The 25823-nt window shown below is 68.9% G+C and carries 24 protein-coding genes; 9 read left to right on the top strand and 15 right to left on the bottom strand.

What is annotated here, in order from left to right; genetic code table 11:
- The first annotated feature begins 33 nt into the window (after positions 1 to 33).
- The gene (locus tag ACIBTM_RS18145) at positions 34 to 1398 is read left to right on the top strand and encodes a dicarboxylate/amino acid:cation symporter (protein WP_395877890.1); all 1365 of its coding nucleotides are present in this window, start codon (positions 34 to 36) and stop codon (positions 1396 to 1398) included.
- Between the two features lie 115 nt (positions 1399 to 1513).
- Here ACIBTM_RS18145 and ACIBTM_RS18140 read toward each other — a convergent pair whose 3' ends face one another.
- On the bottom strand, positions 1514 to 2197 hold the full coding sequence (locus ACIBTM_RS18140) for a hypothetical protein (protein ID WP_395878120.1): 684 nt from the start codon (positions 2195 to 2197) through the stop codon (positions 1514 to 1516).
- 83 nt (positions 2198 to 2280) lie between these two features.
- Here ACIBTM_RS18140 and ACIBTM_RS18135 point away from each other — a divergent pair, with 83 nt between their 5' ends.
- From ACIBTM_RS18135 to ACIBTM_RS18115, 5 genes are all read left to right on the top strand, one after another.
- Entirely contained in the window at positions 2281 to 2565 is a 285-nt protein-coding gene (locus ACIBTM_RS18135; protein ID WP_395877888.1) for an SAV_915 family protein, read from the top strand.
- 149 nt (positions 2566 to 2714) lie between these two features.
- Complete coding sequence (locus ACIBTM_RS18130) at positions 2715 to 4505, top strand: acetyl/propionyl/methylcrotonyl-CoA carboxylase subunit alpha (RefSeq protein ID WP_395877886.1); 1791 nt, start codon at positions 2715 to 2717, stop codon at positions 4503 to 4505.
- Between the two features lie 46 nt (positions 4506 to 4551).
- Complete coding sequence (locus ACIBTM_RS18125) at positions 4552 to 5016, top strand: DUF1707 domain-containing protein (protein ID WP_395877884.1); 465 nt, start codon at positions 4552 to 4554, stop codon at positions 5014 to 5016.
- A 41-nt stretch (positions 5017 to 5057) separates the two neighbouring features.
- Positions 5058 to 5432: a DUF1707 domain-containing protein gene (locus ACIBTM_RS18120; RefSeq protein ID WP_395878118.1), complete on the top strand. Its 375-nt coding sequence runs from the start codon at positions 5058 to 5060 to the stop codon at positions 5430 to 5432.
- Between the two features lie 21 nt (positions 5433 to 5453).
- Complete coding sequence (locus ACIBTM_RS18115) at positions 5454 to 5984, top strand: GNAT family N-acetyltransferase (protein ID WP_395877882.1); 531 nt, start codon at positions 5454 to 5456, stop codon at positions 5982 to 5984.
- 33 nt (positions 5985 to 6017) lie between these two features.
- Here ACIBTM_RS18115 and ACIBTM_RS18110 read toward each other — a convergent pair whose 3' ends face one another.
- Both ACIBTM_RS18110 and ACIBTM_RS18105 read right to left on the bottom strand, forming a co-directional pair.
- The gene (locus ACIBTM_RS18110) at positions 6018 to 7481 is read right to left on the bottom strand and encodes an aldehyde dehydrogenase family protein (RefSeq protein ID WP_395877881.1); all 1464 of its coding nucleotides are present in this window, start codon (positions 7479 to 7481) and stop codon (positions 6018 to 6020) included.
- Between the two features lie 98 nt (positions 7482 to 7579).
- Positions 7580 to 9319: a glycerol-3-phosphate dehydrogenase/oxidase gene (locus ACIBTM_RS18105; protein ID WP_052120197.1), complete on the bottom strand. Its 1740-nt coding sequence runs from the start codon at positions 9317 to 9319 to the stop codon at positions 7580 to 7582.
- A 234-nt stretch (positions 9320 to 9553) separates the two neighbouring features.
- Here ACIBTM_RS18105 and ACIBTM_RS18100 point away from each other — a divergent pair, with 234 nt between their 5' ends.
- Both ACIBTM_RS18100 and glpK read left to right on the top strand, forming a co-directional pair.
- A complete protein-coding gene (locus ACIBTM_RS18100) occupies positions 9554 to 10309 on the top strand; it encodes an MIP/aquaporin family protein (protein WP_395877879.1) in 756 nt (251 codons plus the stop codon).
- A gap of 14 nt (positions 10310 to 10323) precedes the next feature.
- Positions 10324 to 11835: a glycerol kinase GlpK gene (gene glpK / locus ACIBTM_RS18095; RefSeq protein WP_395877877.1), complete on the top strand. Its 1512-nt coding sequence runs from the start codon at positions 10324 to 10326 to the stop codon at positions 11833 to 11835.
- Positions 11836 to 11936: 101 nt separating this feature from the next.
- Here the strand turns inward: glpK and ACIBTM_RS18090 are convergent, their stop codons facing one another.
- The 6 genes from ACIBTM_RS18090 to ACIBTM_RS18065 all read right to left on the bottom strand — a co-directional run bounded on the left by ACIBTM_RS18090 (position 11937) and on the right by ACIBTM_RS18065 (position 16813).
- Entirely contained in the window at positions 11937 to 12533 is a 597-nt protein-coding gene (locus ACIBTM_RS18090; RefSeq protein ID WP_395877875.1) for a hypothetical protein, read from the bottom strand.
- Positions 12534 to 12695: 162 nt separating this feature from the next.
- Positions 12696 to 13229: a hypothetical protein gene (locus ACIBTM_RS18085; protein ID WP_395877873.1), complete on the bottom strand. Its 534-nt coding sequence runs from the start codon at positions 13227 to 13229 to the stop codon at positions 12696 to 12698.
- 5 nt (positions 13230 to 13234) lie between these two features.
- A complete protein-coding gene (locus ACIBTM_RS18080) occupies positions 13235 to 13888 on the bottom strand; it encodes a class F sortase (RefSeq protein WP_395878116.1) in 654 nt (217 codons plus the stop codon).
- 271 nt (positions 13889 to 14159) lie between these two features.
- Complete coding sequence (locus tag ACIBTM_RS18075; RefSeq protein WP_395877871.1) at positions 14160 to 14732, bottom strand: hypothetical protein; 573 nt, start codon at positions 14730 to 14732, stop codon at positions 14160 to 14162.
- A 132-nt stretch (positions 14733 to 14864) separates the two neighbouring features.
- Complete coding sequence (locus tag ACIBTM_RS18070) at positions 14865 to 15329, bottom strand: hypothetical protein (RefSeq protein WP_395877869.1); 465 nt, start codon at positions 15327 to 15329, stop codon at positions 14865 to 14867.
- A gap of 80 nt (positions 15330 to 15409) precedes the next feature.
- The gene (locus ACIBTM_RS18065; protein ID WP_350573194.1) at positions 15410 to 16813 is read right to left on the bottom strand and encodes an NAD(P)H-quinone dehydrogenase; all 1404 of its coding nucleotides are present in this window, start codon (positions 16811 to 16813) and stop codon (positions 15410 to 15412) included.
- 127 nt (positions 16814 to 16940) lie between these two features.
- Here ACIBTM_RS18065 and ACIBTM_RS18060 point away from each other — a divergent pair, with 127 nt between their 5' ends.
- On the top strand, positions 16941 to 17393 hold the full coding sequence (locus ACIBTM_RS18060) for a gamma-glutamylcyclotransferase (protein ID WP_185927259.1): 453 nt from the start codon (positions 16941 to 16943) through the stop codon (positions 17391 to 17393).
- A 63-nt stretch (positions 17394 to 17456) separates the two neighbouring features.
- Here ACIBTM_RS18060 and ACIBTM_RS18055 read toward each other — a convergent pair whose 3' ends face one another.
- The 6 genes from ACIBTM_RS18055 to ACIBTM_RS18030 form a co-directional block, all read right to left on the bottom strand.
- Positions 17457 to 18299 (bottom strand): DUF559 domain-containing protein, encoded by an 843-nt coding sequence (locus ACIBTM_RS18055; RefSeq protein WP_395878114.1) that lies wholly within the window; start codon positions 18297 to 18299, stop codon positions 17457 to 17459.
- Positions 18300 to 18537: 238 nt separating this feature from the next.
- Positions 18538 to 19836, bottom strand: coding sequence for an amidohydrolase (locus ACIBTM_RS18050; protein WP_395877866.1), 1299 nt, complete (start codon positions 19834 to 19836; stop codon positions 18538 to 18540).
- A 238-nt stretch (positions 19837 to 20074) separates the two neighbouring features.
- Positions 20075 to 20374 carry a hypothetical protein gene (locus tag ACIBTM_RS18045; protein WP_395877864.1) on the bottom strand — a complete coding sequence of 100 codons (300 nt, stop codon included), beginning with the start codon at positions 20372 to 20374 and terminating at the stop codon, positions 20075 to 20077.
- 57 nt (positions 20375 to 20431) lie between these two features.
- A complete protein-coding gene (gene meaB, locus ACIBTM_RS18040; protein WP_395877862.1) occupies positions 20432 to 21430 on the bottom strand; it encodes a methylmalonyl Co-A mutase-associated GTPase MeaB in 999 nt (332 codons plus the stop codon).
- A 3-nt stretch (positions 21431 to 21433) separates the two neighbouring features.
- Complete coding sequence (scpA, locus tag ACIBTM_RS18035) at positions 21434 to 23602, bottom strand: methylmalonyl-CoA mutase (RefSeq protein ID WP_395877860.1); 2169 nt, start codon at positions 23600 to 23602, stop codon at positions 21434 to 21436.
- Positions 23602 to 25473: a methylmalonyl-CoA mutase family protein gene (locus ACIBTM_RS18030; protein WP_395877858.1), complete on the bottom strand. Its 1872-nt coding sequence runs from the start codon at positions 25471 to 25473 to the stop codon at positions 23602 to 23604. The genes scpA and ACIBTM_RS18030 overlap by 1 nt, the downstream gene beginning before the upstream one ends.
- Positions 25474 to 25823: the final 350 nt, after the last annotated feature.

Below are 25823 nucleotides of genomic sequence, written 5' to 3'. Positions count from 1 at the left end.
AATCAGGAAACTTTCACGCACCGGAGTCGCCCCGTGTCTTTCATTCGGACCTATACAAGGCCAAGGGTCTTCGCGGCGGCGGTCCTCGGCTCGCTCGTCGTGGGCGCCCTGCTCGGCGTGCTCGCCAGGACGACCGAGGCGAGCTGGCTGACCGACCTGCTCGACCAGATCGGCACGATCTTCACGACGCTGTTGCAGATCGCGGTGATCCCGCTGGTCTTCACGGCGATCGTGGTCGGCATCAACAGCCTGCGCAACCTCGGCGGTGGCAAGAAGGCCGCGAGGCTGGGCGGCAAGACCGTCCTGTGGTTCGCGATCACCTCGTTCATCGCGTCGCTGATCGGCATCGCCGTCGCGAAGCTGTTCGACCCGGGCAGCGGCGGCCTCGGCGAAGGCGTCGCCGCGACCGCGAAGAACGCGGACAAGGCCACCAAGAGCGTCGACAACTGGGGCTCCTGGAGCGCCTTCATCGAAGGCTTCCTGCCGAAGAACTTCTTCGCCGCCTTCACCGAAGGCTCGACGCTTCAGGTGCTGTTCCTCGCCGTGCTGATCGGTGCGGCGGCCTACAGCCTCGGTGACAAGGCCAAGCCGTTCGTCGACTTCACCACCAGCGTCTTCGAGATCATCCAGCGCTACCTCGGCTGGATCGTCCGGCTCGCCCCGATCGGCATCGTCGGCCTGATCGGCGCCGCGGTCGCGAACTACGGTGACGCCCTGTTCCGGCCGCTGTTCACCACCACGCTCGCGGTGTACGTCGGCTGCCTCGTGGTGCTGCTGGTGGTCTACCCGATCCTGCTGCAGTTCGTGGCGAAGGTCAGCCCGCTCAAGTTCTTCTCGAAGGCGGGCACCGCTATCCAGTTCGCGTTCGCTTCGCAGTCTTCGGCCGCGACGCTGCCCCTCACCCGGCAGTCCGCCGTGAACCTGGGCGTCCAGCCCGCGTACGCCGCCTTCGCGACTCCGCTGGGCAGCGCCACGAAGATGGACGGCTGCGCCGCGGTGTTCCCCGCGATCGGCGCCATCTTCATCGCGAACCTGTCCGGTGTCTCGCTGAACATCTGGCAGTACATCGGGATCGTCGTGGTCGCCGTGCTCGGCGCGCTGGCCACCGCGGGCACCACCGGCTGGCTGACCGCGCTGACCCTGACCACCGCGTTCATCGGACTCGACGCGCAGCAGGTGGCGCTCGGGATCGCGCTGATCTACTCGGTGAACCCGATCATGGACATGATGCGGACCGCGACCAACGTCGCGGGCCAGATCGTCGTGCCGGTGGTCGTCGCCCGCGGCGAAGGCCTCCTGGACGACGAGGTGCTCAACTCGCCGACGGACCCTTCACCCACCGCCAACGGCGAAGCGGCTACTGCCTCCGCGAAGGAGCCTGCCGCCGCTGGTGCGTGACGCTTCTCAAGTACATGAAGGCCCCCTTCCTTGCGCCTGGCGCTGTGAAGGGGGCCTTCATGTACTTGGGCCGGGACCGGCGCCACCCGTGGTAGCAAAGGTCCCTTGCTCCCCGTCAGGGGCAGGCCCGCAGATCCGCCTTCGTCAGCCGGACATCCGGCCAGCCCCTCAGCTCCGAAGGCGCGGTGTACCGGCGCGTGCACCCCACGGAACCGCGGGCGACGTCGTAGACCTCCGCGAGCACCGGCGCCGCCTGGCAGCGCGCCGACCCGGACTGCGCGCCGGGACACTCGTGCCGCACGACGATGACGTCCGCGACCCCGTCGGCGGTCACGTCGCTCAGGGCGACCGTCCCGGCGTCCGAGAAATACGGCTTCCCGGTGTCCCGCCAGATCCCGCCGCGCGCGACGAACAGTTCGCCCGCCGCACCGCCGCCCGTCTCGCCGAGCACCAGGCACACGGGCGTCGCGCCGTCGACACAGCGCAAAGAATCGCCCTTCAGGGTGACCCCCATGTCGTTGATCATCAGCGGATACGCGGTGTCCGCCCCGATCCGGACCACCCCCTGCTTCCCCGCGTTGTCGGCCAGCAGCACGACGGGCAGCCCGCCGACGGTCATCGCCCCGATCTCCCGGCAGGCCGAGTCGCCGCAGTTCACACTGGGCGCGCTCGGGGCACCGTCGGACACCGGAGGCACACCGGGGCCACCGGCGGGCGTCGGAGCGGCCGGGCGGAGCAGGATCACGGCCACGATCACGCCCGCCGTCACCGCCACCGCCAGCAGCGCGGTGAACAGCACGGATCGCGACGCCCGCGCTTCCTGTGTCCGCATATCCGAGAGCGTAAGTGATCTAGCGCAGAGTGCACGTCTATGTTGTTCCTGTGACGAATCCCGGACTGCCCAACGCACTGTTCCTTCCGACGGCGAAAAAGCCGAGCGACTACACGAGCGCGGAGATCGAACTCCGCGCGACCAAGGACGGCCGGATGGCGTTGATCGCCTTCAGCTCCGTGCAGCGCCTGGTCGAGTGCTGCGGGCCGCATCAGCCTTGGGCGCTGGTCAAATCCGAGCACCTCGGCCGGGTCCACCAGGCCCAGCCGTACGATTTGATCGTGCTCGATTCCGATCTTCCGGAAGAACTGCGGCACCGGGAAGCCCTGGTGTAGGGCCTGATAGAAGAACTACGCCACCGTCAGCCGCTGCTATAAACAGTGTCACCGGGTGGCCTTGCTCTCACTAATCAGAGCGGGAACTTCCGTAAACTGCTGCGGAGCCGCATCGGGGCGGCCCGACGTGCGAACGCAGGAGGTACGGCGTGACCGAGCAGGCCGGCACAGGTGGTCCGGTGACCAAGATCCTGATCGCGAACCGCGGGGAAATCGCGGTACGGGTGATCAGGGCGGCGAAGGACGCCGGGCTGACCAGCGTCGCCGTCTACGCCGATCCTGACCGCGACGCACCACACGTGCGCCTCGCGGACGAGGCCTTCGCGCTCGGCGGCACCACCGCGGCCGAGAGCTATCTCGTCTTCGACAAGCTGCTCGACGCCGCCAAGCGATCGGGCGCGGACTCGGTCCACCCCGGCTACGGCTTCCTCTCCGAGAACGCGGACTTCGCCCAGGCGGTGATCGACGCCGGGCTGACCTGGATCGGGCCGAGCCCGCAGGCCATCCGCGACCTCGGGGACAAGGTCACCGCGCGCCACATCGCGCTGCGCGCCGGCGCCCCGCTCGTGCCCGGTACCAAGGACCCCGTCGCGAACGCCGACGAGATCGTCGCCTTCGCCGACGAGCACGGCCTGCCGGTGGCGATCAAGGCGGCGTTCGGCGGTGGCGGCCGCGGCCTGAAGGTCGCCCGCACCCGCGAAGAGATCCCGGAGCTCTTCGAATCGGCGACGCGCGAGGCGATCTCCGCCTTCGGCCGCGGCGAATGCTTCGTCGAGCGCTACCTGGACAAGCCGCGCCACGTCGAGGCGCAGGTCCTCGCCGACCAGCACGGCAACGCCATCGTCGTCGGCACCCGCGACTGCTCGCTGCAGCGCCGCCACCAGAAGCTGGTCGAGGAGGCGCCCGCGCCGTTCCTGACCGACGAGCAGCGCAAGCGCATCCACGAATCCGCGAAGGCGATCTGCAAGGAAGCCGGCTACTACGGCGCCGGGACGGTCGAGTACCTCGTCGCCGTCGACGGCACGATCTCGTTCCTTGAGGTCAACACGCGGCTGCAGGTCGAGCACCCGGTGTCCGAGGAGACCACGGGCCTCGACCTGGTGCGCGAGATGTTCCGCATCGCGCGCGGCGAGAAGCTGCGCATCACCGAGGACCCGGAACCGCGCGGCCACTCGATCGAGTTCCGCATCAACGGCGAGGACGCCGGCCGCGGCTTCCTGCCCGCTCCCGGCACCGTGACGAAGTTCGTCGCGCCGAGCGGCCCCGGTGTCCGCGTCGACTCGGGTGTCGAGTCCGGCAGTGTCATCGGCGGCCAGTTCGACTCGATGCTCGCGAAGCTGATCGTCACCGGCTCGGACCGGGAGAACGCGCTTGAGCGCAGCCGCCGCGCGCTGGCCGAGATGGTCGCCGACGGGATGGCGACGGTCCTGCCGTTCCACCGCGTGATCGTGGACGACCCGGCCTTCATCGGCGACGAGAACGGTTTCAGCGTCCACACCCGCTGGATCGAGACCGAGTTCGAGAACACCATCGAGCCGTTCGTGGCGCCGGAAACCGTCGACGCCGAGGAAGAGCAGCCTCGGCAGAACGTCGTTGTCGAGGTCGGCGGCCGTCGGCTCGAAGTGTCGCTCCCCGGTGGTTTCTCGCTCGACGCCGGTGGCGGCGGGACGGCCGTGAAGGCCAAGCCGCGCAAGCGCGCGGGCGGTACGAAGGCCGCGGTGAGCGGCGACGCGGTCACCGCTCCGATGCAGGGCACCATCGTCAAGGTCGCCGTCGAAGAGGGTCAGCGGGTCGAGGCGGGCGAGCTGGTCGTCGTGCTCGAAGCGATGAAGATGGAGAACCCGGTCACCGCACACAAAGCGGGCACCGTGACCGGGCTTTCGGTCGAGGTCGGCGCCGCGGTGACGCAGGGAACCCAGCTGTTCGAGCTCAAAGACTGACGAATGTCGTGGTCGGCGGGGCCTCGCCCGGCCTATTCTCGAAAGGGTGAGCGAGGTTCCGTCTCCGCGGCTGCGGATCAGTGATCAGGATCGCGAGTCCGCGCTGACCGCGCTCGGCGAGCATATGACCGTGGGCCGGATCGACATCGACGAGTTCGGTGAGCGGTCCGCCCGGATCACCGCCGCCAAGACTCGCGGCGAGCTGGCCGAGATCTTCCTCGACCTGCCCGAGCCGCACCCCCGCTACGACGCGCCCAAGGCGGCGGTCGGCGAACCTGGGAAACCGGCGTCGACGTGGGCGGACATCTCCCCGGCGCAACGCGTCATGGGCGCGCTGCTGCCGATCCTCTTCATCGCCACCATCGCGTTGATCATCACCACCGGTGTCACCTGGTGGTTCATCCTCGTCCCGATCGGGATCAGCGCCGTCGGCGAGGGCATCTGGGGAAAGGGCTGGGAAAACTCCCACAAGAAGCTCGGGAAGCAGCGTCGACGGGAACTCGGCGGCTGATCCGCCCGTAGACTCGGGACGTGAGTGCCGAGAGACCGGACATGCGGCTGAGCGACGCCGAACGCCAAGACGCGCTCGAAGCGCTGGAAGAGCATGTCCGCACCGGCAGACTCGACCTCGACGAGTTCGGTTCGCGGTCGGCGAAGGTCAGCGCCGCGAGGATGGCGAGCGAACTCGAACCGCTGTTCACGGACCTGCCCTCGCCCCGGCCCGGCGCGCTGCTCCCCCTGCCTCCGATGCCCGGCGTCACGCAGGCGTCCGCGAAGAACGAGATCCAGCCGTCGAAATGGCTGACGGCCAGTGCCGTGCCCATCGCCGCCGCGGTCGCGATCGCGCTGTTCTTCTTCACCCGTGGGACGTTCCTGGTCTTCCTGTTGCCGCTGGCGGTCGCGCTGATCATGAGCCGCCGTCGCTGAAGCGCCGGTTACCCTCGAAGGGTGGAACCGGTGGAGATCAACGCGGGCGAGTACTACCTGCGACAACTGCGGGCGGACAAGGCCCTCGACGACCGTCCGGCGCTGGTCGCGGCCTTCGCGGACCCGACGCACCGCAAGTACGTCCTGAACTACCGATTGCGGGACCTCGACGAGGCGACCGAGTACGTCGCGCTGCGTGCCGCCCAGTGGGCGGGCGACGAGCGTTGTTCCTGGGCGGTGGCCGAGCCGACGACCGGGGATCTGCTGGGCGAGGTCGGCCTTCGGGATCTCGATCTCGACACCGGGTACGCGGAGGCGTCGGTCTGGGTTCGCGCGGCGGCGCGGGGCAAGGGGGTCGCGAGCACCGCGCTCAACGCGGCCCTGCGCTTCGGTTTCGGCGGGCTCGGCCTGCGCGAAGTCAGCTACCGCTACGAGGAGACGAACGAGGTGTCCGCCTCGGTCGCCCGCAAATGCGGGTTCACCCTGGTCGGGCCCGAACTCGATCCGGCCCCGACCGGGGAACGCCTCATCCGCTGGCGCCGCACCGCCTGACCTGCGTTTAGCGGGCTAAACGCGATCTGCCGGTCAGAAGGGGTAGGTGGGCGGCGGGTTCCGGACGGTGACCCAGCGGGTCTCGGTGAACGCCTCGATGTTCGCCGCCGCACCGCCGAAGCGGCTTCCGGTGCCCGAAGCGGCGACGCCACCGAAGGGGCTGTTCGCCTCATCGCTGACGGTCTGGTCGTTGATGTGCACGATCCCGGTCGGGACGCGATCCGCGAGCTCCAGTCCTTTGAGGACGTCGCGCGTGACGATCCCCAGCGAAAGCCCGTACTCGCTCGCCGTCGCGAGGCGGATGGCCTCTTCCGCGTCGGAGAACCGCACGACCGGCGCGACCGGGCCGAAGATCTCCTCGGCGACCGCGGGCGCCGTCGGCGGCACGTCGGCGAGCACCGTCGCCGAGTAGAACAGCCGGTCGTACTCGGCGCCTGCGGCGACCCGCGCCCCCGCCGCCACGCTGGCGGTGACCAGCTCGTGGATCTTGTCCCGCTGCCCGGAATCGATGATCGGCCCGAGCGCGACCTCGTCCCGCGCCGGGTCGCCCACCCGCAACGCGGCCGCCTTCGCCGCCAGCCGCTCGACGAAGTCGTCGTAGAGCCGCTCGTGCACGAGGTGCCGCCCGGTGGTCATGCAGATCTGGCCCTGGTGGAAGAACGAGCCGAACGCGGCGACCCCGGCCGCCTCGTCGACGTCCGCGTCGTCGAGCACGATGAGCGCGGAGTTCCCGCCCAGCTCCAGATGTGCCCGCTTCAAATGCTTTCCGGCGAGTTCGCCGACCTTGCGCCCGGCGCCGGTCGACCCGGTGAACGAGATGACCCGGACCGCCGGATGCGTCACCAGCGTCTCGCCGACGTCCGCGCCGCCCGGCAGCATCTGCAGCACACCCGGCGGCAGCCCCGCTTCCTCGAAGATCCGCGCGAGGACGACGCCACCGGTGACGGCGGTACGCGGATCCGGCTTCAGGATGACCGCGTTCCCCAGCGCGAGCGCCGGGGCGACCGAGCGGATGCCCAGGATGATCGGCATGTTGAACGGCGAGATCACCGTGACCACACCGGCCGGGACCCGGCGCGCCATCGAAAGGCGCGGCTCTTCACTCGGCAGGAGCTCGCCGTACGGGCGGCCGGGCAGCGCCGCCGCTTCGTAGCACTCCTGCTCCGCGACGTGCAGCGAAAAGCCCGCGACCCCCGGCACGGCGCCGACCTCGCGGATGTTCCACCAGCGGATCTCTTCGGCGTACTCCGACCACAGCCGGGCGGCCTCGCGCAGGACAGCGGCCCGCTGGACGTGCGGCGTCGCCGCCCAAGCCCGCTGCGCCTCGGCCGCCGTTTCCGCCGCCTTCGCGGCATCCTCGGCCGAGGCGATCCCGATACTTCCCAGCACCGCTCCGGTCGCGGGCTCCGTGACCTTCCGGGTGCCGCCGGTGCCGGGCACCCAGGAGCCGCCGACGAAGATCCGGTCCGTCCACGTCGACGAGTCGAGAAAAGCCACGAGGCCACCTTCCGGGTCGGGGATGGCCGACGCTATGCCAGATTCACCGGATCGGGCAACGATCTCTGCGCGCGTGGCACACCGGACGGCGGCAGCGATCAACTCACCGGTTCGATGATCCCCGAGCGTGCTTCCGGTGCCGCGGAGCGCAACGCGTCGGCGGCCTCGTCGCTCGGCTGCGACTGGGACTCCCGTTCCGCGTCGACCCGCGCCTTGTACACCTCGACTTCGCGCTTCTCCTCGTCCTTCGACCAGCCGAGCACTTCGCCGACCAGCGTCGCGACCTGCGCGGCGCAGTCGACGCCGCGGTGCGCGTACTCGATCGAGATCCGCGTCCGGCGAGCGAGCACGTCTTCCAGGTGAAGCGCGCCCTCGTGGCTGGCCGCGTAGACGACCTCGACACCGAGGTAGTCCGGAGCGTGCTCCAGCGGCTTCAGCAGCTCCGGCCGTCCTTCGCCGAGCGCGAGGACCTCGTGCACCATCGAGCCGTACCGGTCGAGCAGGTGACGCACGCGGTACGGGTGCAGCCCGTGCTCGCTGGCCAAGTGGTCGGCCTGGTTCACCAGCGCGTGGTAGCCGTCGGCGCCGAGCAGCGGCACCTTGTCCGTGATGGACGACTGCGGCCTGCCCGGAAGGTCGACGGCCGCGGCGTCGACGGCGTCGGCCGCCATCACCCGGTACGTCGTGTACTTGCCGCCCGCGATCGCGACCAGTCCCGGCGCGACACGCGCGACCGCGTGCTCACGTGAAAGCTTCGACGTCTCTTCGCTTTCCCCGGCGAGCAAAGGCCGGAGCCCCGCGTAGACGCCTTCGATGTCGTCGTGCGTGAGCGGTGTCGCGAGCACGGTGTTGACGTGTTCGAGGAGGTAGTCGATGTCGTGCTTGGTCGCGGCGGGATGCGCGAGGTCGAGGTTCCAGTCGGTGTCGGTGGTCCCGACGATCCAGTGGTTGCGCCACGGGATGACGAACAGCACGGACTTCTCGGTGCGCAGGATCATGCCCGATTCCGAGACGATCCGGTCGCGCGGGACGACGATGTGCACGCCCTTGCTCGCCCGCACGCGGAACCGGCCGCGGCCACCGGAAAGGCGCTGCAGTTCGTCGGTCCACACGCCGGTGCAGTTGACCACCGCGGACGCGTGGATCTCGGTCTCGCGGCCGTCCTCGACGTCGCGCACGCGGACACCGGAAATGCGGTCGGCCTCGCGGAGGAAGCCGACCACCTGGGTGGAAGTGCGCACGACGGCGCCGTAGTGCGCGGCGGTGCGGGCGACGGTCATCGTGTGCCGCGCGTCGTCGGATTGCGCGTCGTAGTAACGGATCCCGCCGATCAACGCGGATCGCTTCAGCGCCGGGACCATCCGCAGCGCACCCGCGCGGCTCAGGTGTTTCTGGCCGGGGACCGACCGCGCGCCACCCATCGTGTCGTACATCAGCAGGCCGGCCGCGGTGTACGGACGCTCCCAGATCCGGTGGGTCAGCGGGTACAGGAAGCTGACCGGCTTCACCAGATGCGGGGCGATCGTGGTCAGCATCAGCTCGCGTTCCCGCAGAGCCTCCCGCACCAGACCGAATTCCAGCTGTTCGAGGTAGCGGAGCCCGCCGTGGAAGAGCTTGCTGGACCGGCTCGACGTGCCCGAGGCGAGGTCGCGCGCTTCGACGAGGGCGACCCGCAGGCCGCGTGTCGCGGCGTCGAGCGCCGTGCCCGCCCCGACCACTCCGCCGCCGATGACGACGAGGTCGAACTTGTCCTCACCCAGCCGCTGCCAAGACTCTTCCCGCTTGAGCGGTCCCAGCCTGGCGGGGCTGTTTTCGGCTTCGCGCTGAGAGCTTGCCACGTGACATTCCTCCTTGTGCCGCTGTGGCTCCAGCATCGCACGATCGGCCGCGACCGGTCCGTTATGCGGGTGACACGTGTGGCGTAACCCTCGTCGATCTTGGAAGGATTGGTTCACGCAGCGCCTGGAAGGAACAAATACGCGACGGTAACGTGCCACGGACGTGGGTCGGCAAGGGCGCCGTAGCACACCGTGTTCGACCCTGCGCGGAATGTCCAAAGTGGAGGTCAAGCGGTGAGTGCAGGAGCCATATTCGTCTGGGAACTGCTGGGAACGGCGGTCCTGATCCTGTTGGGTAACGGCGTGGTCGCCAACCACGTGTTGCGGAAGAACAACGGTCACAACGGTGGCGTCGTGATGATCACCTTCGGGTGGGCGTTCGCGGTCTTCGCCGGTGCGAGCATCGCCGCGCCGAGCGGCGCGCACCTGAACCCCGCGGTGACACTGGGCCTCGCCATCGCGGACAAGACGAAGTGGGCGGACGTCCCGATCTACTTCGCCGGGCAGATGGTCGGCGCGATCCTCGGCGCCGTGCTCTGCTGGGCCGCCTACAAGCTGCAGTTCGACGACCACCCGCAGCGCGACGAGACGCTCGGCATCTTCTCGACCGCGCCGCAGATCCCGAACAAGGCGTGGAACCTCGTCACCGAGATCATCGGCACCTTCGTACTGGTCGCGTGGATCCTGCTCAGCCCGGTCTACGCCAACGCCACGGGTGAGGGCGGCACGCCGAACTTCGGCAACTCCGCGCTCGGCTACGCGGGTGTAGCGTTCGTCGTGCTGGTCATCGGCCAGTCCCTCGGTGGCCCGACCGGTTACGCCATCAACCCGGCCCGAGACCTCGGCCCCCGCATCGCGTACGCGTTCCTGCTGCCCATCAAGAACAAGGCCAACCCGAACTGGGGTTACTCCTGGGTCCCGGTCGCCGGCCCGCTGGTCGGCGGTGCCCTGGCCGCCCTGCTCTTCCTCGCCGTCCACAACCTCACCTGAGACTGGAGTTTTCGATGACTTCGTACGTAGCCGCGATCGACCAGGGCACCACGTCGACCCGCTGCATGATCTTCGACCACTCCGGCCGGGTGGTCGCCGTAGACCAGCGGGAGCACGAGCAGATCTTCCCGAAGGCGGGCTGGGTCGAGCACAACGCCGAGGAGATCTGGGAGAACACGCGGGCCGTCGCCGCGGGCGCGCTGGCCAAGGGGGACCTGGTCGCGAGCGACATCGTCGCGGTCGGCATCACCAACCAGCGCGAGACCACGCTGGTCTGGGACCGCACCACCGGCAAGCCGGTGTACAACGCGATCGTGTGGCAGGACACGCGCACCGACAAGATCGTCAGCGATCTGGGGGCGCTCGGCGGCGGGCAGGAGCGCTACCGCGCGAAGGTGGGCCTGCCGCTGGCGACCTACTTCTCCGGGCCGAAGATCAAGTGGATCCTCGACAACGTTGACGGCGCCCGCGCGAAGGCCGAAGCCGGGGATCTGATCTTCGGCAACATGGACACCTGGGTGCTGTGGAACATGACCGGCGGAGTCGACGGCGGCGTGCACGTCACCGATCCGACGAACGCGTCGCGGACCATGCTGATGGACCTCGACACGCTGGCCTGGGACGCCGAGATCGCCGAAGAGATGACGATCCCGCTGTCGATGCTCCCGGAGATCCGGTCGTCGTCGGAGACCTACGGCAAGGTCCGGGAGAAGGGCGCGCTGGCCGGCGTCCCGATCTCGGGCATCCTGGGCGACCAGCAGGCGGCGACCTTCGGACAGGCGTGCCTCTCGCCGGGTGAAGCGAAGAACACCTACGGCACCGGCAACTTCATGCTGCTCAACACCGGCACCGAAAAGGTCATGTCGGACAACGGGCTGCTCACCACGGTCTGCTACAAGATCGGCTCGAACGACACCGTGTACGCGCTCGAAGGCTCGATCGCGGTCACCGGTTCGCTCGTGCAGTGGCTGCGGGACAACCTCGGCCTGATCAGTTCGGCGGCCGAGGTCGAGCAGCACGCCCGCACCGTCGAGGACAACGGTGGCGCGTACTTCGTGCCGGCGTTCTCGGGGCTCTTCGCGCCGTACTGGCGCTCCGACGCCCGCGGCGCGATCGTCGGCCTCACCCGGTTCGTCAACAAGGGGCATATCGCACGGGCGGTCCTGGAGGCGACGGCCTTCCAGTCGCGCGAGGTGATCGACGCGATGAACGCCGACTCCGGTGTCCCGCTGAAGTCGCTGAAGGTCGACGGCGGCATGGTCGTCAACGAGCTGCTCATGCAGTTCCAGGCCGACATCCTCGGCGTGCCGGTGATCCGGCCGGTGGTCAACGAGACCACCGCGCTCGGCGCGGCATACGCGGCCGGTCTCGCCGTGGGCTTCTGGAAGAGCGAGGACGACATCCGCAACAACTGGGCGCAGGACAAGCAGTGGGACCCGTCGATGGACGAGGCCCGCCGCGAGTCGGAGTACCGGAACTGGAAGAAGGCGGTCACGAAGACCTTCGACTGGGTCGACGAAGACTGACCTGTCGTTTCGCGCGTGAAGGCCCCCTTCCCTCGGCTCAGCCGAGGGAAGGGGGCCTTCACGCGCTTGGCGCATTCAGAGGACTAAATGCGCCAAGTGGGCTAGCCGAAAGCGCCACCGCCGGTTTGCGGAGCACCGGCGGGCGTGACCTTCACCTGTGGTGTCTTGCCCGGCGTGCCGCACGGCTTCGTCAACGCGGCCGGGACGACCCGTGCCGAGCTCGACGACGGCGCGCTGCTGGACGGCGCGCTGCTCGACGGCGGCTGACTGCTGGACGGGGGCTTGCTGCTCGACGGCGGTTTGGTGGGCGTGGTGGACGTCGTCGGCGGGCAGGCGATCTCGAACTCGACGGTCGCCGTCCCACTGGCGGCGGGCAGGTTCGGCCCGCCGTCACAACGGAAACTCGCCTTGAACTTGCCGGTCTTCCCCGCGGCCTTTCCGTGCCCGATGTACGGCGCCTGGTCACCCGAGCCCGGCCGGGCCTGGAGCGTGACCGGACCGGTCAAACCGGCCGACGTCACCGCGGTGCGCGTGCCATGGCAACTCGCCGTGAATTCCAGCGCCTGCCCCGGCGCGACCTTCGACGGGCTGACCGACAGTTTCGGCGGCGGCGCGGTCGCCGACGCCTGAGGAGCGAGGAGCACTCCCGCCGTCATCGCGAGCAAACCTGCGCCCGCGACGATTCCCTTCATTCCCATGATCTTTCTCCCTCACTGCGAGCCCTCGCATCGAGAACACCAGCGGGAAAGGGAATCGGTTGCCTTCGGCGACGAAACGCTCGTGAGTGGTATGGGCAAAGGTGGCGGTGCGGTGGACGGTCGGCTCGTGGCCGTCTGCGATCGCGTGTCACAACCTTTGCCTTACCCCGCAATAGAACCGTCCTGGCCACCCAGGAGAGAAAGCGCCCCGCCCCCGGTCTGCGGCGCCCCCACCGGAATCTTCGAAACCTGACGGCCCGAAGCCGGTTTCCCCGGCGAAGAAGGCTTCGGCAGCACAGTCGGCTTCGGCTTACTCGACGAGGTCGGCGTCTTGTCCGGCACGACCTGGAGGTTCGCCGTGATCGTCGTGGTCTTGCAGATCGCCGTGATCGCGTAGAACGCGGGCCGCGCCTCGGCGTCGATGTGCGCGACGGCCCCCTGGATCACCGGAACCTCGTTGGTCACCGTGAATTCGCCGATGTGATCGAGTACCTTCGACTTCACCTCACCCAGTTCGCCGACCGGGCAACCGACCGAGACCAGGATCTCCTCCCCCGCGGCCGCCTGCCGAGGCGAAAGCCCGAGGAACGGGTACGGATCCGCCTTCCGGCTCGTGGACGGGGTGTCTTGCGCGTACGCGACGGCCGGGGCGACCAGTGCGACCCCGCACGCCAGCACCAAAGCGGATCGGATCATGGAACTCACCTCGCGATCAACCGGGCGAAAACGATGATGTTGTCGAGATAGTTGCGTGACGCCTTGTCGAAGACCCCGCCGCAGGTGATGAGCCGCAGTTCCGGTTCGGTGGTGTCGCCGTAGACGGCGTCGGTGGGGAACTTGTCCTTCGCGACCCGCTCGACCTTCGTGACCGCGAACTCGGCCGTCGTGCCGTCCTTGCGGGCGACCGAGACCTTGTCGCCGGGCGCCAGTTCCTTCAGCCGGAAGAAGATGCCCTTCTGCTTGTTCCCGTCCACGTGCCCGAGGATCACCGACGGCCCGACCTCCCCCGGGGTCGGACCGTTCACGTACCAGCCCGCCTGCAACGGCCGGGTCACCGGCGGCACCTCGATGGTGTTGTCCGCGTTGAGCCCGAGCGGGATCAGGCTGGACTTCGCCTCGATCTTCGGCACGTCGATCGACACCGGATCGGCCTTCGGCATCCCACCGCCCGGCTCGGCCTCCGGTTCCTCGCCCGGCGCCACCGGCACCTCGGTCCGCTCCGCGCTCGCCGGAGGTGCGGCCTGGCCGGTCTCCCGCGGACCGGACAGGACGATCGCCAGCGTCGCCAAGACGGCCAGCAGGACGGCCGCGAGCACCAGCGGCGCCCGTCGCCCCCGCGACCAGTTCGCTTTCACGTTCACCTCCGGGGGCTCGCCGTTCACCCCACACCTGGCAAACGCCACACGCGGCCGGACGGTTGCCCGCCCGGGTCACGAAATGGTCGCGATCGCCGGTGCCCCCAGCGGGGGGGAGAAGGAAGCCGACAGCGAGCATAAATGTGAGCTTCTTTGGATTACCTCTGAAAAGTGGACGAAAATCGAAAAGGATCAGGTCCGGCCAGTACGCGACCCATCGCGCTGCTCTGCCGGCGCGCCGAATTCGCGACCGGGACGGCGCCGTGGACAGTCAGGCCTCCACGCCTCTCACCAAGCCTGCCATCTGGATCTGCAAGTTCTTGAGCCGTTCGTAGGATTCGATCACGTCCGTCTCGAAATCCATCGGCCAGTCCACCTTGGAGTGCCACGAATACGGCACCTCGTCCTTCTTCCACCGCAGATGCGTCACGCGCCAGGCGTTGTGGTGCTCGATGAATGCCATGAAGGAGTCTGGCATCTGATCGCCCGCAATAAGGTGTGTATTCGACGACAAAAGACTCTGGATCGCCTCGTTACGCGGCATGAACTCATGGTCCACCCAGAACAACCAGCTTGCCTTCTCCTTGTCGCTGAGCGGCTTGCCATCCAGGAACACGACGTTGCGCCCGAGTGTGTCGCAGAAGTCGTGCCACGCTGAACGCCCCTCTTTCACTAAGAACAGAAGCGGCCCATAGAGCTGCTCCAGCTGCCGTTCTACGTGCGTGAGCCGTGCCTCCGCCCGTCTCCGCCTCAGCTCTGCCCGGTTTGTCAGTGCACTGTTGACGATCCATCCGGCAGCCGTGGCCGTCGCAGCGATCAACGCTGCCAGGAGGGTCGGATTCATGCCTCTGATTCTGAGGTGTGCCGGACTGATGGTCCATCCATCCTCCATCCCACCTGGCCGCAAAGGACCAGAAGGAGGCTCACCTCTCCGCCCGCCGCGGAACTGGTCCGAGGGCGGCTCGAAAAGACGAAGTCAGGACGCCATGCTGCCGTCACCGGCACGAGCGCCACCGGCGGGTACCGCACTCACCTGCCGGGGCGGAACGGAAAACGTTGCCGTATAAGACTTTCCGTTGCAGTTGACGGTCAGCGGGTAGCTACCCGGCGCCGTGCCCGCCTTGAGTTCGACGTCGGCGCTGACATTCGCCGGGACCCCGATGAGCGGGCCGAAGTCGTACTTCCCGATGGTCAGCACCGGCGAAGAGAACGTCGTCGACGTCGGCGCCTTCATGCCGTCTCCGCCGGGGCATTGCGCCAGCGCCACGTTGGCGTCACCGTGCACGTACTTGTTGACGAGCCCGAGTTCATAGGCCGTGTCGTCGTTGAGCTGCACGGTGACACCGGGATCCGGCTGGGGTTGCTGAGCGAAGCCGGTCGCCGGCCCCGCCAGCACCGCCGCACCGATCGCCACCACTCCGGCGAGCACCCTGCGAATCACGAAAAACCCCTAGCTGTCAACGAAACACCGACATGCGCTAGACGCGGGCACCCCCGCGAAGGTTGCTCGGCCGACGGAGATCAGTCCAAGTCGTCGTGCCGCATTAGCTGACGGCCCGCCTCCGTGATCGACCCCGACAGCGACGGGTACACCGAAAATGTCAGTGCCAGGTGTTCCACTGTGAGCTGGTTCTGGACGGCGAGCGCGATGGGAAGGATGAGTTCGCTCGCCGTCGGCGCCACGACCACCCCACCGACGACCACGCCGGTGGCGGGGCGGCAGAACAGCTTCACGAAACCGCGTCGCAGGCCTTCCATCTTCGCGCGGGCGTTCGTCGCGAGCGGGAGCATGATGGTGCGGGCGGGCACCTCACCCGAGTCGATCGCCTGCTGGCTGATGCCGACGGTCGCGATCTCGGGGTGGGTGAACACGTTGGCGGCGACGGTCTTGAGCTTGATCGGCGCGACACCCTCGCCGAGCGCGTGCCACATCGCGATGCGGCCCTGCATGCTGGCCACGGAAGCGAGCATGAGCACCCCGGTGCAGTCGCCGGCGGCGTAGATACCGGGCGCGCTGGTGCGGGAAACGCGGTCGACGCCGATGAAGCCGCCGGGGCCGGGCTCGATGCCGACCTTCTCCAGGCCGATGTCGGTGGTGTTGGGCACCGAACCGACGGTCATCAGCGCGTGGCTGGCTTCGATCACGCGGCCGTCGGAGAGGTGGATCTCGACGCCCTTTTCGGTGCGCTCGACCTTGTCGGCGCGGGCCTGCTTGACGACCGTGGTGCCGCGCTGGGAGAAGACCTCTTCGAGCACGGCGGCGGCGTCGGCGTCCTCGTGCGGAAGCACGCGGTCGCGGCTGGACACGACGGTGACCTTGACGCCCATCTCGGTGTAGGCCGAGGCGAACTCGGCGCCGGTGACACCCGAACCGATGACGGCCAGGTGCTCGGGAAGCTCGCGCAGGTCGTAGAGCTGACGCCAGTCGAGGATGCGCTCGCCGTCCGGCACGGCGCCGGGCAGCACCCGCGGCGTGGCGCCGGTCGAGATGAGGACGACGTCGGCGTCGAGCACCTCGGTCGAGCCGTCGGGGGCGGTGACGGCGACCTTGTGCGTGGCGAGCCCGGCCTCGTCGTCGTCGAAGCGCGCCTGGCCGATGACGACGCGGACGCCCTCGCGCTGGACACGGGCGCGGATGTCGGCGGACTGCGCGAGCGCGAGGCCCTTCACGCGGCCGTGGACGGTCGGCAGGTCGACGCTGGTGTCGGCCATGTCGGTGTTGATGCCGAGCTCACGGAGGTCGTGCATGTTCGCGAGCGCGCCGGAAGAGGCGATGAACGTCTTCGACGGCACACAGTCGTAGAGCACGCACGCGCCGCCGAGACCGTCGCGTTCGACGATGGTGACGTCGGCTCCGTGCTGGGCCGCGACCAGTGCCGCTTCGTAACCGGCGGGGCCTCCGCCCATGATCACGATCTTGGTCACTGGTCTCCTCCTCGCAGCGGTGTCTGTGACTGCGTTTACCGTACGCGGGCGACCGTTGGGCGGATTGAGTGGCCGGACACGGCATGTGCGTCCAGCCGGGTGACCGCTGGGTCGCTAGGCTGTGGCCGTGCCGTTGTATGCCGCGTATGGATCCAATATGGAGCCCTCCCAGATGTTGGAGCGTGCTCCTCACTCGCCCATGGCCGGCACCGGCTGGCTGGAGGGCTGGAGGCTGACCTTCGGCGGCGAGGACCTCGGCTGGGAAGGCGCGCTGGCGACCATCGTCGAAGACCCGGGCTCCCGGGTCTTCGTGGTGTTGTACGACGTCACCTCGCTGGACGAGCCCAATCTCGACCGCTGGGAAGGCGGCGAGCTGGGCATCCACTCCAAGATCCGGCTCCGCGTGCAGACCATGGACGGCTCCGTGCTGGCGTGGCTGTACGTCCTGGACGCCTACGAGGGCGGTCTCCCGTCGGCGCGCTACCTCGGCGTGCTGGCCGACGCGGCCGAGGCCGCCGGGGCGCCCGCCGACTACGTCGACGCCCTCCGCACCCGCCCCTGCCAGGGCATCTCCGGCTGACCCCGCGAGTTCCGCCTCCAATCACGCGAGTCGCGCCCCCAATCACGCAAGTTCCGGCTCCAATCACGCGAGTCGCGCCGTGCGACGCTCGAAGGCGCCCCGCAACTCGGCCAGCAACCGTCGCGGATCCCGCAGGTCGGCCGCCTTCGCACGAACCGTGATCCATCCGCGCGCCGCCATCCGGGCGTCCCGCGCCGCGTCGTAGTCCTGCCTGCCCTCGTGAGCGGCGTAGCCGTCGTACTCCAGGGCGATACGCAGCTCAGGCCACGCGAGGTCGAGGACGTAGAGCTTCCGTCCATCGATGGTGCCGATCTCGTACTGGGCGACCGGCACCGGCAGCCCGGCCTCCACGACGATCAAGCGAAGGATGCTCTCCGACGGCGATTCGGCCTCGCCCGTCGCGAGCGCGAGCAGCATCTGGGCCCTGTGGATACCTCGCCGGTCGCGACGGTCGAGAAGGCGATCCCGGACGTTGGCGTGCAGGACCGCCCGATGGTCCGGCGCGAGGTTGTGCATGGCCTCGTCGAGTGCGGCGAACGCTGTTCGCTCGTCGCCGTCGCAGAGGTGATCGGCCAGCGCGCGATCCACCGAGAACACGGGAAGTTCGTCCAGTTCGACGATATCGGACGGGTGAAATTCCGCCCTGTGCACCACGAGCCCCGACCTCGATCCGACCCGTCTCGAGTACGGGACGGTCAGGTGGACCGTGGTGCCTTCCACAGCCGAAATCCCATGCAGGGCAAGAGAAGTGACACCGGACAGCGCTGCGGGCGGCCCGATCGCGAGCAGTGCCGCCTGCGCCAGAGTCGGCAGCTTGAGCAGATCCGCGGCGTGGACGACCACGCCTCGCCACGGCTGCGCCAGCGCACCGCGCGCCAAGCCTTCGAGGACGGCTCTCCGCCCCAAGATCCTGTCGGCCTCACTACGCGAGACCACCCCATGACGTCCTCCCCAGTTGATCACGTCTTCGAGGATCGAAGATCGGATCGGCCTTGGGAAGACCCGTATTCCCAAGCTGTGGATAACTGGCCCAGGCTGTGGATAACCCTGTGCGCGGATGTCCGGACCCGTTAGGGCGAACATCCGTGCACAGGGGCGGAACTCGCGTGATTGAAGACGGAACTCGCGTGATTAGGGGCGGAACTCAGGCCAGGGTGGCCAAAGCCGTGTGGACCAGGGTGCGGACCCCGCACAGGAGCGAACGCTCGTCGAGGGTGAAGGTCGGGCGGTGGATGTCGGCCATCGGGCCTTCGCCGGACCACACACCGAGACGCGCGAAGGCGCCCTGGACGTGCTCCAGGTACCACCCGAAGTCCTCGCCACCGGACGACTGCTCGGTCCCGGCCACGGCGGACTCGCCCAGCGCGGCCTCGACCCCGGCCCGCATCAGGGCGTGCGACTCCGGATCGGAGACGACCGGCGGCACCCCGCGGCGATAGTCGAGGGAGAACCCGACCCCGGTCGGCGCGAGCAGCGACTCCACCGAAGCCGCGACGAGCGGCTCCAGCATCGTCCAGACCTCGTGGTCCGCGGTCCGCAGCGTGCCGCGGAGCACCCCGTCCTGCGGGACGGCGTTGGCGGCCTGCCCGGCGTGCACCGCGCCCCAGACCAGCACGGTCCCGGATCGCGGGTCGACGCGCCGCGAAAGGACCGCGGGCAGCGACGTGATCACGGTGCCGAGCGCGTGCACCAGGTCCGCGGTCAGATGCGGCCGCGAGGTGTGCCCGCCCGGCGACGTGAGCCGCAGCTCGATGAGGTCGGCGGCGGAGGTCAGCGCGCCGACGCGCAGCCCGACCTTGCCGACCTCTAGCCGCGGGTCGCAGTGCAGCCCGTAGATCCGCTCGACGCCTTCCATCGCGCCCGCGGCGATCATGTCCAGCGCGCCGCCGGGCATGACCTCCTCGGCGGGCTGGAAGATCAGCCGTACACGGCCCGGCAGCTCCGGCGCGCCCGCCAGCGCCCGGGCGGCGCCCAGGAGGATCGCGGTGTGCGCGTCGTGCCCGCACATATGCGCGGCGCCGTCGGTCTTGGAGGCATACGGGAGCCCGGTGGCCTCGGTCAGCGGCAGGGCGTCCATGTCGGCGCGCAGCGCGACGCAGCGGTCGCCGCTGCCGATGTCGCACACCACGCCGGTGCCCGAAGGCAGCACCCATGGCTTGAGCCCCACCGAGCGGAGCAGGGACATGACCATTTCGGTCGTGGCGAACTCGTGGCGGGAGAGCTCCGGGTGCGCGTGGATGCGACGACGCCACGCGACGACGTCGGTGGCGTTCGCGCGGAGCCAGTCGTCGAGCCAGAAGGGGCCACGCCCGGCACCCAGATCATGCACAGGTGCCATGCTGACGCCGGCCTCGGAGATCAGCGCGGTGGGCGCCTCTATAGGGGCAACGACGCGACCCTCGGGGTCGCCTGGAATGTCCGGACGTGAATCGAGCACCGTCACGCCGCACCTCCTCCCGCAACACAGTCACCTTCGTCTACCACCGTACGAGTGGTCGCTGAAGGCACGCTGGGTGCCGTTCGATCTGTGATACGCATTTGCGATAGATCGTGCACCATGCAGATGACAAGCCGCTCGTCGAGTGATCGAGGCGGAGACGGCCGGTAGTGGATCTGCGATGAACGGCTGCGAGAGTTCGGCCCGGGCTAAGCGGAGAGTCCTTCTACTTACGGGTAGCGGTTCAGGACTTCTTCTTCTTGGAACGGGAGCGGCGGCCGAGGATCACCAAGCCGAGCAGGATGGCCGCGGCGATCCCCGCGATGACCTTGTTCTTGGTCTCCTGGCTGTTGGCCTTGTCGGTCTCGGCGGGGTCGAGCACCGGCCCCGGAGGCGCCTGCTCGAGCACGTCCTGCACCGCCGCTGCCTGCATGATCACCGGCGCGGGCGCCTGGATCTCAACGGCCTGCGCGACGGGCGCGCAGACGACCAGCCCGGCGGCGACCAGCCCGGCCAGCTGCCCGAGACGAGACCTTTTCGGCATGACTCCCTTTCGTCGGCGTAGCGCGGATCCGATTCTGCACTCTGCCGGGTTCCCGCGTCAGCCGCCACGCGGAGGACCGGAGAACGCCTCCAGAATCCGTTGCGCGGCCAGCGTCGGGGTCAGCTCACCGTCCCGTACCGCCCGTTCGACGTCCGGAACGACCGCTCGCACGTCCGGATGCGCCGCGAGCCGCCCGAGCAGCTGTTCGCGGACCATCGCCCAGGTCCACTCCACCTGCTGCCGTCGTCGCCGTTCGTCCAGTTCACCCGAAGCGGTCAGAACGTCACGGTGACGGCCGATCTCGGCCCAGACCTCGTCGAGTCCGACATCGGTGAGCGCGCTGCAGGTCAGCACCGGGGGTGTCCACTCGGCGTCGCGGCCGTAGATCATCCGCAGCGCGCCCGCCAGTTCGCGGGCCGCGCGTTTCGCGTCGCGTTCGTGGTCGCCGTCGGCCTTGTTGACCGCGATGACGTCCGCCAGTTCGAGGACGCCCTTCTTGATCCCCTGCAGCTGGTCTCCGGTGCGGGCCAGGGTCAGGAACAGGAAGCAGTCGACCATGTTCGCGACGGTCACCTCGGACTGCCCGACGCCGACGGTCTCGACCAGCACGATGTCGTACCCGGCCGCTTCCATCAGCACGATCGTCTCGCGGGTCGCCCGGGCGACACCGCCGAGCGTGCCCGAGGTCGGCGAAGGGCGGATGAACGCCTTCGGGTCCACAGCGAGCCGCGCCATCCGGGTCTTGTCGCCAAGGATCGAACCACCGGTCCGCGTCGACGACGGGTCGACGGCCAGCACGGCGACCTTGTGCCCGGCCTCGGTCAGATCCGTGCCGAGCTGGTCGATGAAGGTCGATTTGCCGACACCGGGGACACCGGTGATGCCGACGCGCCGTGCGCCGCCCGCGTGCGGGAGCAGCTCGACCAGCAGTTCCTGCGCCTGCGCCCGGTGGTCGTCCCGGTTCGACTCGACGAGCGTGATCGCCCGCGACAGCAGGCCGCGGTCACCCGCGAGGACACCTTTGGCCAGCGCCCCGACGTCGATCTTGCGCGCCAAGGTTCAGGACTCCTGGGCGGTCAGCTGTCCGATGAGGTCGATCGCCGCCTCGGCGATCACCGTGCCGGGGCCGAAGATCGCCGCCGCGCCCGCCGCGCGCAGCTCCTCGTAGTCCTGCGGCGGGATGACGCCGCCGACCACGACGATGATGTCCTCGCGGCCCTGCTCGGCGAGTTCGGCGCGCAGCGCGGGCACCAGCGAGAGGTGCCCGGCGGCCAGCGACGAAACACCGATCACGTGCACGTCCGCCTCGATCGCCTGCCGCGCGACCTCGCCGGGCGTGGAGAACAGCGGGCCGACGTCGACGTCGAAACCGATGTCGGCGAAGCCGGTCGCGATCACCTTCTGGCCGCGGTCGTGGCCGTCCTGGCCCATCTTCGCGACCAGGATCCGGGGACGGCGGCCTTCCTCCTCGGCGAACTTCTCGACCAGTTCGCGCGCCTGCTCGACGTTCTCGGTCTTGCCGACCTCCTCGCGGTACACACCGGAGATCGTACGAATCTGACCGGAGTGGCGCCCCCAGATCTTCTCCAGCGAGTCGGAGATCTCGCCGACGGTGGCCTTCGCCCTCGCGGCGTCGATGGCGAGCGCGAGCAGGTTCCCGTCGGACTCCGCGCCCGCGGTGAGCCGCCGCAGCGCGTCCTGCGTGGCGTCCTCGTCGCGCTCTTCACGCAGCCGCCGCAGCTTCTCCAGCTGCTGCGCGCGCACGCCGGCGTTGTCGACCTTGAGCACGTCGATCTGCTCGTCGTCGGTGACCTGGTACTTGTTGACGCCGATCACCGGCTGGCGGCCGGAGTCGATCCGCGCCTGAGTCCGCGCCGCGGCCTCTTCGATGCGCAGCTTGGGGATACCGGCGTCGATCGCCTTGGCCATCCCGCCCGCCTGCTCGACCTCGGTGATGTGCCCCCACGCCTTGCGTGCGAGGTCGTAGGTCAGCTTCTCGACGAACGCGCTGCCGCCCCACGGGTCGATGACGCGTGTGGTGCCGGATTCCTGCTGCAGCAGGAGCTGGGTGTTCCGCGCGATGCGGGCGGAGAAGTCCGTCGGCAGCGCGAGGGCCTCGTCGAGGGCGTTGGTGTGCAACGACTGCGTGTGGCCCTGCGTCGCCGCCATCGCCTCGACGCAGGTGCGGACGACGTTGTTGTAGACGTCCTGCGCGGTCAGCGACCAGCCGGAGGTCTGCGAGTGCGTCCTCAACGACAGGGACTTCGACGACTTGGGTTCGAAGCCCTTCACCAGCTTCGCCCACAGAAGGCGGGCGGCGCGGAGTTTCGCGACCTCCATGAAGAAGTTCATCCCGATCGCCCAGAAGAAGGACAGACGCGGCGCGAACTTGTCGACGTCCAGCCCGGCCTCGACCCCGGCGCGGATGTACTCGACGCCGTCCGCGAGCGTGTACGCCAGCTCCAGGTCGGCGGTCGCCCCGGCTTCCTGCATGTGGTAGCCGGAGATGGAGATCGAGTTGTACTTCGGCATGTTCCGCGACGTGAACGAGAAGATGTCCGAAATGATCCGCATCGACGGCTGCGGCGGGTAGATGTAGGTGTTGCGGACCATGAACTCCTTGAGGATGTCGTTCTGGATGGTCCCGGCCAGCTTGTCCGGCGTGACCCCCTGTTCCTCGGCCGCGACGACGTACAGCGCGAGCACCGGCAGGACGGCGCCGTTCATGGTCATCGAAACGCTCATCTTGTCGAGCGGGATGCCGTCGAAGAGCTGGCGCATGTCGTAGATCGAGTCGATCGCGACGCCCGCCATGCCGACGTCACCGGCGACGCGCGGGTGGTCGGAGTCGTAGCCGCGGTGTGTCGCGAGGTCGAAGGCGACCGAAAGGCCCTTCTGCCCGGCGGCGAGGTTGCGGCGGTAGAAGGCGTTCGACTCCTCGGCGGTGGAGAAACCCGCGTACTGGCGGATGGTCCACGGCTGGTTGACGTACATCGTCGGGTACGGGCCGCGCAGATACGGCGCGACACCGGGATACGTGCCGAGGAAGTCCACTCCGGACAGATCGTCGGCCGTGTACACCGGCTTGACGCCGATCCCCTCCGGCGTCTCCCAGGCCAGGGCGTCCGGGCCCTTGCCGGTGGCGGCCTGCAGCGCTTCGGTCCACTGAGGACGGTCGGCCGGTTCGGGAGAACCGAGTTCGATTCCGGCGAAGTTCGGGATGGTCATCACTGCACTCCGAGCTCGTTCAACGTGCCGGTCAGGATTTCCAGGGCGTCGCAGCCCGTGAAGAGGTAGCCCGTGACATCGGGGTGGTCACCGGGTTTTCCGGCGAGGAGCACCGACGTGGCGCCCGCTTCCTTCAACGCCTTCGCGACGCTGTCCGCTTCTTCGGCGTAGGAAGTGTTGCTTCCGCAGAGACAGGCGATCTTCGTTCCGCTGGCCCGGAATTCCGCGATGACGGCTGGGATGTCCTTGGGGGCGCCGGGGTTCACGGCCTCGATCCCGCCCGCCTGGAACAGGTTCGCCGCGAAACTCGCCCGCGCGGTATGCGCCGCGACCGGGCCGAGCGTGGCGAGGAAGACACGAGGACGGCTGGGATGCGCGTCCGCCCGGTCTCGCAGTGCCTCGAAGGCCCCGGCGTACCGGTAGCGCGGCAGGCCGCCGCCCGGCAGGTCGTCGAGCGGGTCGCGGACGACCGCTTTCTCCGTCAGGTTGGGGAATTCGCTGACGCCGGTGATCGGATCACGACGGGTCCCGATCCGCTTCGACCGCTTCTCCCAGGTCTCGGCGAGCCGAGCGGCGAGCGCGCCGGACGCCAGTTCCGCCTCGATCCCGCCCGTCGCCTCGATGGCGGTGAATTCGCGCCAGGCGGCCTTGGCCAGCTCGTCGGTGAGGTTCTCGACGTACCAGGAGCCGCCCGCCGGGTCGATGACACCGGCCAGTTTGGACTCCTCCAGCAGCACGGCGTGCGTATTACGCGCGATCCGCGCGGAGAACGCGTCCGGCTGGCCGATCGCGGCGTCGAACGGGAGCACGGTGATCGCGTCCGCGCCGCCGACCCCGGCGCCGAAACAGGCGAGCGTGGTCCGCAGCATGTTCACCCACGGGTCGCGCTGGGTCAGCATCGCGGGCGAGGTGACCGCGTGCTGCCGCATCCCCGCGCCTTTGCCGCCGGAGACCTCGGTGACGCGGGCCCACAGGCGCCGCGCGGCGCGGAATTTGGCGATCGTGAGGAACTGGTCGGCCGTGGCGGCGAGCCGGAATTCGATCCGGCCGGCGGCGGTGTCGACGTCCAGCCCCGCTTCGGTGAGCGCCCGCAGATACGCGACGCCCGCGGCGATGGCCGCGCCGAGCTCCTGTGCGTCCGAGCCGCCCGCCTCGTGGAACGGGAGGCCGTCGGCGACGATCGTCCGCACCTTCGGGTGACTGGTGGCCACGCGGGCCGCCAATTCCGCGGCGGGGGCGAGCGGATACGCCGTGCCGGTGCGCGCGGTCAACCCGATCGGGTCGGCACCCAGGGTCGCGGTGACCGCGCTCGCCGGGATCTCGCGCTCGGCGAAGAGCGTGAACAACTCGTTCGCGGCGGCCTCGTACTCTTCGCCCGCGTCGAGGGTGACAGGCGCGAGATCGACGTAGACCTCGTTCAACGCGTCGCCCAGATCGGCGACGGGGACCCCGTTCGCTCCGGCTCGCAGCCAGATCGAGCTGACGCCGCCTTCGAGGTCGGCGAGGATCGCGGCGTTCGTGGCCTTGGCGTCGCGGCGCGCGTACCTGGCACGGATATCCCAGCCGGTCGTCACCGCGCCTTCGGGCCGGGCGCTTCTCACGAACGGCGGAAGACCGGGGAAACCTGTCCCCTCGACCGTGTCTTCGGCGGTGTAGAGCGGCTGGATCTCCAGGCCGTCGTACGTCCGCGTGACCAGCTTGCTTTCGGGCAGGCCGTCGAAGGACTCGTCGATGGCGCCGCTCTTGCGCAGCACGCCGGCGACGAGCTCGCGCCACTGGTCCCGGCTCGCTTCCGGGAACTCCGCCGCGAGCTCCAGCTCTTCGGGCTCTCCGGGGGTCGGCACTGACTCCGTTTCGGCCACTTCCGTCATAACCATCGATGCTAACGGCCCTCAAGTGGCACCACCTGTGACGCTAGTCGCGCCTAGGGGGTGCTTAGGGGGCGGCGGCCGGCGGCCCGCGCTGGTCGGGAGTGGCGGTTTCGCGTGACTGGCAGGACGGCACGTGTGTTCAGATGGACGACACGCGTGATTGGAGGGACGACACGCTCGCAGCCGGGCTTCCGTCCGTCTGATCACGTGTGTCGTCCAGTCAGTCACGTGTGTCGTCCCGCCAGTCACGCTTAACCGCCCGACAGTGCTCCGCGCGGGTACCGCTGTCCCGGCGGCCCGTTCACTCCGACAGGGCACGGCGCATAGGTCCGCCACACGGGCATACGACA

This window comes from Amycolatopsis sp. NPDC049868 (assembly GCF_044461365.1).
In the GTDB taxonomy this organism is placed as follows: Bacteria; Actinomycetota; Actinomycetes; order Mycobacteriales; family Pseudonocardiaceae; genus Amycolatopsis.
Note: the sequence above shows the minus strand (reverse complement) of the source record. Positions and strands in the feature narration are given on the sequence as shown.